Consider the following 9,871-nt stretch of genomic DNA (forward strand, 5'->3'; position numbering starts at 1 on the left):
GCTCCTAGTGCGCCGTCCACTCGATCGAGTTGAGGTCGATGCCGTCTTGGACCATCTCCCACAGCGGAGACATGGCCCGCAAGCGCTCGACCTGCTCCTTGATGCGGTCGACGACGTAGTCGACCTCTTCGCGGGTGGTCATGCGCCCGATGGTGATGCGCAGGCTCGAGTGCGCGAGCTCGTCGTTGAGGCCCATGGCCCGCAGCACGTAGCTGGGCTCGAGGCTGGCGGAGGTGCAGGCCGAGCCCGAGGACACGGCCACGTCCTTGAGGCCCATGAGCAGCGACTCGCCCTCGACGTAGGCGAAGCTGACGTTGAGGGTGCCGGGCAGGCGGCGCTCGACGGAGCCGTTGACGATGCTCTCGGGGATCTCCGCGCACAGCCGCTCGCGCATGTGCTCGCGCAGACCCAGGATCTGCGTGGACTCGTCGGCCATGGTGTTGGCGGCGAGCTCGGCCGCGGCCCCGAGGCCGACGATCAGCGGGACCGCCAGGGTGCCCGAGCGGTTGCCGCGCTCGTGGCCGCCGCCGAGGATCTGCGGCGCGAGGCGAACCCGCGGCTTGCGGCGGCGGACATAGAGCGCGCCGATGCCCTTGGGCCCGTAGATCTTGTGACCCGAGAGGCTGAGCAGGTCGACGTTCATGGCCTCGACGTCGAGGGGGATCTTGCCGTAGGCTTGGACCGCGTCGGTGTGGAACAAGACCTTGCGGGCCCGACAGGCCGCGCCGATGCGGGCGATGTCCTGGATCACCCCGGTCTCGTTGTTGGCGGTCATGAGCGAGACCAGGATGGTCTCCGGCCGAAACGCGCGCTCGAGCTCGTCGAAGTCGATCATCCCCTGGGCGTCGACGCCCAGCCAGGTGACCTCACAGCCGCTGCGCTCGAGGTACTTGCAAGGGTCGATCACCGCCTTGTGCTCGGTGACGCAGGTGATGATGTGGTTGCCCTTTTGGCGCAGGTACTCGGCCGTGCCCTTGATCGCCAGGTTGTTGGACTCGGTCGCGCCGCTCGTGAACACGATCTCCTTGGCGCTCGCGTTGAGCAGCCCGGCGACCTGTTTGCGCGCGTTCTCGACGGCCTCCTCGGCGACCCAGCCGAACTTGTGGGTCCGGCTCGCGGCGTTGCCAAAGTGCTCCGTGAAGTAGGGCAGCATCGCCGACAGCACGCGCTCGTCGACCGGGCAGGTCGCGGCGTAGTCCATGTAGATGGGCGTCTTGACGGTCATGGGCTGGGGATCTCTTCGTTGTTGCCGCCCTTGGCCTCGCCGCGCTTGATGTGGATGCCGGCGACCAGCTTGGGCTCGGACAGGCCGTTGTGGCGCTCCTCACCGCACTCGGCGCAAGACTGGGTCGAGGGGGCGTCGCAGTTGCGGCAGGCCTCCAGGTAGCTGAGGCTCTCGACGATGTCGCGCTCGAGTTGAAGGAGCTTTTGGATCTGCTCTCGGGTGTCACTGAGCTTGTTTTGAAACAGCTCGCGCACGCCCTGCATGGCGTTGGGCGCAGAATTCGACGCGGCGACCGCGTCGAGCAGGCCGCGGATCTGCGCCAGCTTGAAGCCCATGTCCTGGAGCTTGCTGATCCAGTACACTCGCGCCAGCTCGTCCGGGCCGTAGAGGCGAAAGCCTCCGCTCGATCGCTCCGGCGAGAGCAAGCCGAGCTCCTCGTAGAGGTGCAGGGCTCGCACGGTCTTCCCCGTCTTGCGGGCCAGTTGACCGATCTTCATGCGCTTTGCGCGCTTTCCGCTTGCGGTCTCCGCGCGGCTTGCGTCTACCGCCTTGACCAGGCTGCTCTCGAAGTCGTTCACTGAACCTCACCCTGACGTTGGAGTTTGAGTGCGGGACGACAATGACGAAGGTTGTCCAGCCTGTCAAGCGTCCACGAGCACAAAGCTACGCCACACGTGAGTGTTTGGGCAGCTGAGCGCGCCTTCGCCCGGCGCCGCGCCCACGTCGCCACGGTTCCCCCAGCAGACGCAAAAAGACGCGCCCCAGCCCAGCTGGAGGCGCGCCTCTTCGCGAACGCGTCAGCTCAGCGGACCCGCTTGGGCTTGCTGTCCTTGCTGTCGTCGTTGGTGTTCTTGGGGATGATCTGCGGGCGCGTGGGCTTGGTGCTGCTGCCCTCGTCGCCGCCTTCGTCCTCGTCACCGCCATCGTCATCACCGGCGGGGGTCGGGGTCGGCGTGGGAGGCGTCGGCGTCGGCGTGGGAGGCGTCGGCGTCGGCGCGCTCTCGTCGTCGTCATCGTCGTCCGCGGGCGTCGGCGTCGTGTCCTTTTGCTTGTCGGCCGTGTCCTTCTTGGACTCCTCCTTGGCCTTGTCGGCCGCGCCCTCCTCGATGTCGAGCTCCTCGAGCATCGCCGTGTTGCGCTCGGCGTCGAGGATGAAGGGCGCCGCGAGCACGCCGGTGGCGACCATGGCTCCGACCCCCGAGGCGACCAGCGCGGTCTCGGCCTGGCCGGCGCGGGCCTTGTACGAGGCGAGCCGCGGCGAGCTCGGGTACTTGTCGACGAGCGGCCCAAAGGCGGCCGCCGGCTCGGTCCCCGCGGTCACGGCGGCCGCGGCCGCGAGCGCGTCCTTGCCTTCCTGATCCGCGTGGTGGCCGATGCCCTGCACGGCCATGTGGACCTGGACCTTGCCCCCGTTGTGGGTCATCCAGACCGTCCCGCTCGACAGCGGCGCCATCAGGTCGAAGAACGAGAGCACCAGCTCGGGGCTGACCTCCTCCACGTTCTTGAGCGAGGTGCGGATCAGCTGGCGGCTCTTGGGGCCGTGGAGCGCGTCGAGGGGGAAGTGGGCGATCATGCTGACCTGGTTGGCCTCGTAGGCCGCGGTCAGCGTCGGGGGCAGGTAGGCGCGCAGGCCCTCGCTCGCGCCGCTGCCCACCCCGGTGGCGACCAGGCCGATGGCCTCGGGGGTGGCCCCGAGCGCGACGTGCAGGGCGTCGTCGGCCGCGAACACCCAGCCGTCGATGGTCAGGCCGGTGAGCTCCGCGAGCACGTCGGCCTCGGGCACGCCCGAGAGCCCCACGTGCAGCGCGTCGACCTGCTTGCCGTCCACGGGGATGCCGACCATGTCGACGCTCCACTTGCCGCCCTCGACCTTCATGTCCTTCTCGAGGCCCTTGCGGATGTTCTTGACCTCGCCGCCCATGGCCTCGGCGACCCCGGCCCAGTCGTCGTCGCTGTCGAGACCAAACTGCATGGCCACGCTCGCCGGCTCGTAGTGGCCGCCGAGCAGCAGCTCGCCGTTGACCTTGGTGAACATGTCCTGGACGGCCTTGGGCGCGTCGGACATGTCCGAGTCGAGCTGGGCGTTGACCACCTGGCGGTTGACGTTGGCCCACACGAAGCCGGCCCCGGGCTGCACGCTGCCCAGCAGCTTGCCCTGGGCGGGCGTGAGCGTCTGGCCGATCTCCGCGAACTCGGCGTCGTCCATGGGCGCGGCCACGCTGATCACCGTCAGGCCCGGCGGGGTCTGCATCGCGACCAGGCCGTCCTCGGCTTCGATGACGATGTTGGACTGCTCGAGGTCCACGCCCGGCAAGCCCGCGGTCCAGCGCGCGCGCATGGCCGTCGCGCCGACCTCACCGGCCGCGACGTAGGCGTCGAGATCACCTTGGCTGTCGGCGCAGACCACATAGCCCGCGGCCTCGGTGTTCTTGCAGGTCATCTTTCCCGCCTCCTGGTCGAAGGCGGAGATCAGCTCGCCGAGGGCCTCGGGTCGGTCGGCCGCGTAGATCAGGTAGTTGCGGGAGTCGGCCTCGGCGAAGAGCATGCCGTGGTCGAGCTTAATCCCGCTGCTGCCGATCTTGTCCTTGATCAGCGCGTACTGAGCCTTGACCGCGGGGTAGGCCATGCTCAGTCCGGCGAACTGCTTGAGGTCGTCGTTCTTCGACGCGGCCGCGGCCAGCTGCTTGATCGGCCCCTCGCTGAAGCGCGTGCCCTCGTCGACGTAATCGAGGAAGACGCCCGCGTCGCGGATCACACCGACGACCTCGTAGGACTCGCCCTTGGGTGCCAGCGCGAGGAGATCGTCGAGCTTGGTCATCGGCCCGGCTGCGGGCGTCGGCGCCAGCGCCGACTGAGCGAGGCCCGCTTGCTTGGCCTCGTCGGCGGCCGGCTCGTCCGCTTGCGCCTCGCCATCGGCCGCGCCGTCTGCATTGGCTCCACCTTCGCCCTCGGCCGCCTCGTCTTTCTTGTTGCAGCCGGCGCCGAGCGGAAGCGCGAGGCTGATGGCGAGCGTCAACGGGAGCGGGAGCGTCTTGGCACATCGGGAAGTGCGCATAGAGCGAGAGAATACAGGATCTAGGAGCGAAACAACGACCGCAGGCGTGCAAGCATTGACACACCTGCGAAACTCCAGCACAGTGGTGAACTGAGTTCGCTCAGGAAGCCGGTCCAACATGCGAGAGAAGCGCAGGGAAGCCACCATCGAGCGGATCGTAGAGACCGCGCTTCGATTGCTCGAGACCGAAGGGTTCGAGGCCTTGACGATCCAGCGTCTGGCCAAGGAGCTCAACTACGCGGTCGGCGCTCTGTACCGCTACTTCCGCTCCAAGGACGCGCTGCTCGTCGCGCTGCTCCACCGGATCATGGACCGCATCGGCGAGGACCTGCAGGCCGCGCAGGACTGGCTGCAAGAGCGGGACGCTGCGGCGAGCGCCGACGACCCGGCCGACGAGCGGGCCATGCGTCGCTTGCTTGCGATCTGTCACGTCTACATCGGCTTCGCCCAGCGTCGCCCCGCCGAGTACGGGCTGATCAGCACGCTGATCGGCGACCCCCGCGAGTTCCTGGCCACCGAGGCCGCCGCGCCCATCGTCCCCGCGCTGATCCGCCTGCAGCTGACGCTGACCGAGCTCATCAACGGCGCCGCCAAGGCGGGCGCCCTCGACGAGGGCAACGGCCGCGAGCGCGGCGTGATCTTGTGGGCGGGCATGCAGGGCGTGCTCCAGCTGCGCAAGCTCGGCCGCTTTGGTGTCGCCGGTGTCGAGCTCGATCGCCTCGCGCCGATCGCCTTGCGCACCATCTTGCTCGGCTGGGGCGCCAAGGCCTCGCAGATCGATCTCCTGACCCCAGAGGTGGAGGCCCTCGCCGTAGAGCTCAGCGAGCGCCGAAACAAACTCGACGAAGCCCGTGCCCAAAGCCAGGACCGCAGCGCCGACCCTGGCGACGAGCGCCCAACCCCAAGCCCCTGAGAAGAGGTGGATGATGACGACCGCGACCGCACAAGATCAGCTCAGCATGCTCGAGCAACCCAAGGTGACGCTCCGCTACCGCCTCCATGACGCGGACGAGTGGTGCACGCGCGAGGTCGACTTCGACGAGTTCTTTGGCGGGGGCGCGAGCGAGCCCGACGACCTCTTTGGCGACGTCGACTGGATCCCCCAGCACGCCGCGGCCAGCTTGCTCGACGACATCGAGGCCACGGACATCGCCGTGACCGAGGTGACCTTCACCAGCCAAGAAGGTGAGCGCCTCGCCATCAAGGAGACGTTTTGGAACCACGGCTGCAGCCGGATCATCGAGATCATGCAGCAGCACGAGGGCGAGGAGCCCTACTGGGAGGTGATCGTCGATCTCCGCCGCGAGTCCGGGGCCGAGACCTACGAGCTCATCCGCCTCGGCCGTGAGCACGGCGCGGTGGTGCCCCTGCACCACGCGATCACCCACGCGGGGCCCGACGGCACCAAGCGGGACGTGACGATCTTCCCGCGGCCGCACTGACGGCCGGCCACACTGATGGTACGGCGGGCCGACTCGCGCCGCGGCCGGCTCGCGCCGCGGCCGGCTCGCGCTGCGGGCTCACTGCACGAACTCGGCGACCTCGACGTCGAGGATCCAAGAGGAGTGATCCGTGAGCTCGACTTGGCCGCCATAGCGGAATTCCGCGTAGAACCCCTCCCCCTCCTGGCCCCAGATGGCCCGCCCGGCGAGGCCCTCGACGTCGAGCTCGGGCTCCGGGTGGGGGATGATCTTGTCCGTATGCTCCTCGATCGGGTCGATCTCGGGGAGCGCAATATACTGAGCGCTGTCCTCGGAGCGTGTGAGCGTCACGGGGATCGAGAGGATCAACGGCTCGGAGTCGCTGGCCTCGACGAAGCTGAGCGTACCGTCGACCTCGATCCACATCGGCTTGCAGCCCCAGCGATCCCCTACCTGCTCGACGCTGCGGACGCTGTCCAGGTCGACGCTCAACGTGGCGCGGGCGGCGAGGACCTGCCCCGCGTCGGCCAGCGTCACCGACTCGTCGTTCTCGGCCCACGTCCAGGTGCCCTCGTAGGGTCCCACGAGCTCGGCGAAGTCATCCGCGAGCACGGTCTCCCAGGGGGCGAGGTCCTCCGCGCTCAGCGGCGTCGCTTCGTAGCGGCAAGGTTCCAGGCCCTCTTGCGTCCGGTTGAAGCCACAGCCAGACGAGAGCAACACGATGAAGATGCTAGCGCGGGTCACGGGGATCTCCTGCGTCGGGCACGTCGGCGGCGGCGAGGCGCTCGGGGACGCTCGCAGGATCGATCAGCGACAAGCGCAGCGGCACGCGGCGGGTGACGACCCGATCGCCCTGCGAGCCAAGCACGATCCCCACATAGCCCACGAGCAAGCTGGGCTCGACGAGGGCCGCGTCTTCATCCTCTGCGAGAGCGTAGCCCATCCGCGCCACGTCGAATTCGAGCTCGCTGAGCGCCGGTTCCGAGGCCAAGATCGTCGCCTCGAGCGCCGCCAGAGCTTGCGTGGGATCCCGCTCGATCTTCAGCGTGTCGACGGCCTCGACCTCGACCTCCGAGACGAGGATCGAGCTCGGCTCCCCCAGGCGCGTCACGCCGACTCGCAGCTCAGCGCCGAAGATCTCGAACTCACCACGCCTGCGCCCGACCGAGAAGCGATACTCGAAGGGAGTCGAGTTCAGCGCCGATCCGACCCCAGAGGCCACCTCGCGCGTGGACACTGCGACGGCCTCCGACCACGGCTCCCCCCCCGCCAGCGCAGGCTCCAGCTGATCGCGCACGCTCTTAGCGAGTAGCTCCGCCTCGCCGATGTCGAGCCCCGTGGTCGCCAGTGCACCCTCTCGTGCGCTCGCGCTCGGGCGCGCCCGGGCGAGGGCGCCGCGATTCGTGACTCGCAAGAGATCCATCCGCGGGTCGTAGCTGAGATCGATCGCCGCGGCGTCGAGGGCGATATAGGCAACATCCCCGGTAGCCGCGATGTCCTGCGCCCAACGCTCGAGGCGCTCGCTGTCGTGCTGGCCGAGCGCCCCCGCGAGCGCGAGGATCGCCGCGCTCGCTCGCGCATGGATCTCGCTCGCCTCACGCTTGGGTCGAGTCATCTTCAACAGCGGCGCCCGCTCCCCCACGAGCTCGATGTCGAGACCAGCCCCAGGACTGGCCCCAGACGCGTCCGCACAGTTGCCACAGCTGACCGTGCAGCCGTTGTTGAGCCATTCCAGGTAGTAGCCCCCCGCGGGCTCACCCACGTCGACGTCAAAGCCCGCGCCCGATGCCAGGTTCGTGAAGGGATGCACCGCCTCGGCCTCGGGACCCGAGTCCCCCATGGTCATCGCTACTGGCGAGTTTTTGCCCGGTGCGCCGTTCTGCTCCATCTCGTCGAGCCAGGCATAGACCGAAGGCTGGCCGTCTTGCATGCGCTTGAAGACTTTGCGCGCCTCGTCGGGACCAACATAGGGGGAGTTGTGGTAGCCCATGACGTGTCGAAACGCGTTGAAGCGATAGACCTCCCAGGCCTGATCCTGCCGTGACGTGCAAGAAGTCAGGAACATCGCAACCTTGGCCTGGCCGCCAGACATGCGCCCGAGGCGAGCTACAGGCGGGATGCTCAAGGAGCACAACCCAGTGTCCGAGGGCCGCCCCCAGCTCAAGAAGCCAACGTCGCCGTGACCCGCATAGACCGCGAGCGTCGCCGCGTCGCCGTAGCTCCCGTCGAGACCCCCCAGCACGATCTCCGCCTCGATGAAGTCCTCTGGCCAGCTGTTGTCGTCGACGAAGCGCAGGCCAGACCAGCCCGCATCGTCGAGACGATTGCGCAAGGTCCTGGTGACCGTGTTGAGGTTGGCAGCGTCACACTTGCCGCCACCGTCGAACTTGGTGCTCTCCCCGATGAAGAAGCTCGCGTAGCCCGCCTTGGGCAGGCCGCCGTCATCCTCGCCCTGGTCCGTGGCCTCGCCCTCCCCCACCTCTTCAGCGGCGGTCGAGCCCACACTCGATAGGGGGGTCTCCGTACACCCGAGAGCGCCGACCAGGAGAAGTAGCGAGTGACTTCTAGCGAAGGCGCACCCGGCCATGCCTCGATGCTAGTGCGCGCACCCGAGACGGTCAATCTTCAGACACCGCGGGCTTCGAGCGCCGGATCAGGCCCGATAGTCCCGCTCCGGGATCTTTCCGCGCAAGCGCTCGGGCCACCACGCCACGAGCACGACCAGCATCAACACCAAGTTGACGCCGGCGACCAGCACGAACAGCCACTGGGGGAAGAGCACGGCCAGCACGAAGCCAGCGAGGTAGCCGCCAGCGCTGACCATGATCCGGCGATCCACGAAGAGCGAGGGCAGGATCACCATCGCGCCCATCAGCAAGAACAGCTGCGTCACGATCTGCACCGGCGCCACCCCCATGGCCCACGCGCCGGCAAACATCGCAATGTTGCTCAGCAGCGTGACCAGTACGGTGGCGACGACGAGGCGGTTGATCCGCGTGCGCGTCAAGGACTCGCGCGCCCACACCACCAGGCCGAGGAAGCTGAGCAGCATGAGCGCCAGAGAGCTCAGGTAGAGCGGGTAGGCCTCGGCGCTGGTCCGCGACTGAAAGTGGGCCTGCTCGTAGAGCGGAAAGCCCATCGCCAGCGCCCCGATCACCAGGAACACGAACACCCGGGTGCGCTGGCCGATCCGCAGGTCGTGATCTCGACGCATGCGCTCGAGCTCGTGCTCGTAGCGCTCGAGCAGCTCCCGGCCCGTGCTTCCGACCGACTCGGATCGCGCGCTCAGCCTGGTGATGGTCTCGTCCGGTGAGCCACGCAGAGTCCTCGCCTCGGCGGCGATCGTCTCCCACGCGCTGATCGGATCGTCGGCCACGACCGAGGGTAAGCCTAAAAGCGCAGCGCCGCGATCATCGCGAGGCTCAGGCAGCGCGCAGCCGCGAAGGGATCGTCGCGGCGATCGAGCCAGCTGTGGTCGACGCCCCCCTCCAGGCCAAGCGCAAAACGAGGCGTCAGCCGAGCGGCGATGCCCAGGCCGCCCGAGACCCCAGGCCCCACGTCGGTCTCGCGGCGATCGCAGTGCGCCTCGCGGCTATGGTCACAGTCGAGATGGATCCGTGACACGCCCACGTGCGCCCCGAGCTGGGCCCAGGCGAGCAGGTGACGATCGACGTAGCCCAGGCGCAAGCTCGCGCCCAGGCGCATCAGCTGACCGAGGCCGCGCTCGGTCCAGCCGTAGCAGTCGCCCGCGAAGCACAGCTCGTAGCCCGCGAAATTGCGGAACACCCAGATCGTCTGGTCGAAATTCCCCGTCACGTTGACGAGCAGGTGCGGGCGCGGCTCGAGGCTGAAGCCGGCCGAGAAGCCCCAGCGGTAGCCGCCGGCCACGGCCTGGCGCAGCGTCGCCACGTCGCCCCCGGGGCTGGGCAGGGCGAAGCCGATCGGCGCGATCGACAGCCAACCACCGCGGATCCGCCAGTCTTCATCGCCCGCCTCGCGGCCCCTCGCCGCCTCCGCCTCCGTCTCCGGCCCGCGCCGCGCCGCCTCTCGTCCCGCCTCCCCCGTCTCCTCGCCGCCGGTCGCCGGCCGCGACACGAGGACCGAGAGCGTCAGCGCGAGAGAGCTCCAGAGCACGAGCGCCAAGCATAGCGGGCGAGCGCCCGCCGGGCC

Annotated in this window: 9 protein-coding genes; 2 read left to right on the forward strand and 7 right to left on the reverse strand. The window is 68.5% G+C overall.

The window, feature by feature from the left end; translation table 11 throughout:
* Positions 1 to 4: 4 nt before the first annotated feature.
* The 3 genes from G6O69_RS01975 to G6O69_RS01985 form a co-directional block, all read right to left on the reverse strand.
* Positions 5 to 1,225, reverse strand: a complete 1,221-nt coding sequence (locus G6O69_RS01975; protein WP_172301825.1) for an IscS subfamily cysteine desulfurase — start codon at positions 1,223 to 1,225, stop codon at positions 5 to 7.
* On the reverse strand, positions 1,222 to 1,803 hold the full coding sequence (locus G6O69_RS01980; RefSeq protein WP_176396577.1) for a MerR family transcriptional regulator: 582 nt from the start codon (positions 1,801 to 1,803) through the stop codon (positions 1,222 to 1,224). The genes G6O69_RS01975 and G6O69_RS01980 overlap by 4 nt, the downstream gene beginning before the upstream one ends.
* A gap of 224 nt (positions 1,804 to 2,027) precedes the next feature.
* A complete protein-coding gene (locus tag G6O69_RS01985; RefSeq protein ID WP_172301216.1) occupies positions 2,028 to 4,241 on the reverse strand; it encodes a hypothetical protein in 2,214 nt (737 codons plus the stop codon).
* A gap of 157 nt (positions 4,242 to 4,398) precedes the next feature.
* Between G6O69_RS01985 and G6O69_RS01990 the strand changes: the two genes are divergently transcribed.
* Entirely contained in the window at positions 4,399 to 5,193 is a 795-nt protein-coding gene (locus G6O69_RS01990; RefSeq protein ID WP_172301827.1) for a TetR family transcriptional regulator, read from the forward strand.
* Positions 5,194 to 5,206: 13 nt separating this feature from the next.
* On the forward strand, positions 5,207 to 5,722 hold the full coding sequence (locus G6O69_RS01995; protein ID WP_217909753.1) for a hypothetical protein: 516 nt from the start codon (positions 5,207 to 5,209) through the stop codon (positions 5,720 to 5,722).
* Between the two features lie 78 nt (positions 5,723 to 5,800).
* On the opposite strand, the gene G6O69_RS02000 is transcribed toward G6O69_RS01995, so the two are convergent.
* From G6O69_RS02000 to G6O69_RS02015, 4 genes are all read right to left on the reverse strand, one after another.
* Positions 5,801 to 6,445, reverse strand: a complete 645-nt coding sequence (locus G6O69_RS02000) for a hypothetical protein (RefSeq protein WP_172301829.1) — start codon at positions 6,443 to 6,445, stop codon at positions 5,801 to 5,803.
* On the reverse strand, positions 6,432 to 8,288 hold the full coding sequence (locus tag G6O69_RS02005; RefSeq protein ID WP_176396578.1) for a DUF6345 domain-containing protein: 1,857 nt from the start codon (positions 8,286 to 8,288) through the stop codon (positions 6,432 to 6,434). The genes G6O69_RS02000 and G6O69_RS02005 overlap by 14 nt, the downstream gene beginning before the upstream one ends.
* Positions 8,289 to 8,354: 66 nt before the next feature.
* The gene (locus G6O69_RS02010; RefSeq protein WP_172301831.1) at positions 8,355 to 9,077 is read right to left on the reverse strand and encodes a hypothetical protein; all 723 of its coding nucleotides are present in this window, start codon (positions 9,075 to 9,077) and stop codon (positions 8,355 to 8,357) included.
* A 14-nt stretch (positions 9,078 to 9,091) separates the two neighbouring features.
* The gene (locus G6O69_RS02015) at positions 9,092 to 9,835 is read right to left on the reverse strand and encodes a hypothetical protein (RefSeq protein ID WP_172301832.1); all 744 of its coding nucleotides are present in this window, start codon (positions 9,833 to 9,835) and stop codon (positions 9,092 to 9,094) included.
* Positions 9,836 to 9,871: the final 36 nt, after the last annotated feature.

This window comes from Pseudenhygromyxa sp. WMMC2535, from assembly GCF_011083025.2.

What these genes read in the sequence shown, in the direction of transcription:
- G6O69_RS01975 (WP_172301825.1), bottom strand. Translation starts at nt 1,225, where the DNA reads ATGACCGTCAAGACGCCCATCTACATGGACTACGCCGCGACCTGCCCG.
- G6O69_RS01990 (WP_172301827.1), top strand. Translation starts at nt 4,399, where the DNA reads ATGCGAGAGAAGCGCAGGGAAGCCACCATCGAGCGGATCGTAGAGACC.
- G6O69_RS02005 (WP_176396578.1), bottom strand. Translation starts at nt 8,288, where the DNA reads ATGGCCGGGTGCGCCTTCGCTAGAAGTCACTCGCTACTTCTCCTGGTC.
- G6O69_RS01995 (WP_217909753.1), top strand. Translation starts at nt 5,207, where the DNA reads ATGACGACCGCGACCGCACAAGATCAGCTCAGCATGCTCGAGCAACCC.